This is a genomic window from Roseateles sp. P5_B10, assembly GCF_056400485.1.
On the sequence record NZ_JBFULE010001233.1, the window covers coordinates 1 to 1,085 of the forward strand.

Genomic DNA, 1,085 nt, shown 5'->3' on the forward strand with positions numbered 1-1,085 from the left:
GTCTTTGTGAAGGCTGCTGACGGCAAGCAAACCGTGGCGGCCTACCTGAAGTCGGCCAACACCACGGTCAAGGGCTTCACGCTCTACGTCGTTGGCGAAGGCATCGAGAAGAAGGTCGACGACTTCGCGGCCGAAGTGGCTGCCCAGGTGGCAGCTGCTAAGGGTCAGTAAAGACGCTTGCGAAATCGTACGAAATGAAGGGGCGCCAAGTTGGCGCCCTTTAAACTTGCGGCCCACCATAGGCCCCCCAAACCTGAGGACACCATGCCCGCGTACAAGCGCATTCTGCTCAAACTCTCCGGCGAAGCCCTGATGGGCGACGACGCCTATGGCATTAATCGCGCGACCATCGTCCGCATGGTGCAGGAAATCCGCGAAGTGACGCAGATGGGCATCGAGGTGGCCGTCGTCATCGGCGGCGGCAACATCTTCCGCGGCGTGGCTGGCGGCTCGGTCGGCATGGACCGCGCCACCGCCGACTACATGGGCATGCTCGCCACGGTCATGAACTCGCTGGCCCTGGCCGACACGATGCGCCAGGAGGGCATGACTGCCCGCGTGATGTCGGCCATCGCCATTGAGCAGGTCGTCGAGCCCTATGTGCGCCCGAAGGCGCTGCAATACCTCGAAGAGGGCAAGATCGTCGTCTTCGCTGCCGGTACCGGCAACCCCTTCTTCACAACCGACACGGCTGCGGCGCTGCGTGGCGCCGAAATCGGCGCCGAGATCGTGCTGAAGGCCACCAAGGTCGACGGCGTCTACTCGGCCGACCCGAAGAAGGACCCGACCGCCACGCGCTATGCGCGCATCAGCTTCGACGAGGTCATCACGCGCAATTTGCAGGTCATGGACGGCGCCGCCTTTGCGCTGTGCCGCGACCAGAAGCTGCCGATCAAGGTTTTCAGCATCTTCAAGCCCGGCGCACTGCGTCGCGTGGTGCAGGGCGAGGACGAAGGCACGTTGGTGCACGTCTAAAACCTTAGTCAGTTGGGGGCAGAGCTGCTTGCTGACGCTCGGGCGGTCTGTCCCGCAAATTCATAGGTATCGATCATGAGCATTGCCGACATCAAGAAGAACGCCGAGGC

1 protein-coding gene and 1 pseudogene are annotated in these 1,085 nt (G+C 62.6%); both read left to right on the forward strand.

Annotation, left to right across the window (positions count from 1 at the left end):
- Nucleotides 1-171: pseudogene (locus AC1DU6_RS32340) on the forward strand (translation elongation factor Ts); the annotation flags it as partial.
- A 93-nt stretch (nucleotides 172-264) separates the two neighbouring features.
- Nucleotides 265-975 (forward strand): UMP kinase, encoded by a 711-nt coding sequence (gene pyrH, locus AC1DU6_RS32345; RefSeq protein WP_056198141.1) that lies wholly within the window; start codon nucleotides 265-267, stop codon nucleotides 973-975.
- Nucleotides 976-1,085: the final 110 nt, after the last annotated feature.

Excerpts from the sequence above, each read along its gene's own strand:
- pyrH (WP_056198141.1), top strand. The coding sequence starts at position 265 with ATGCCCGCGTACAAGCGCATTCTGCTCAAACTCTCCGGCGAAGCCCTG.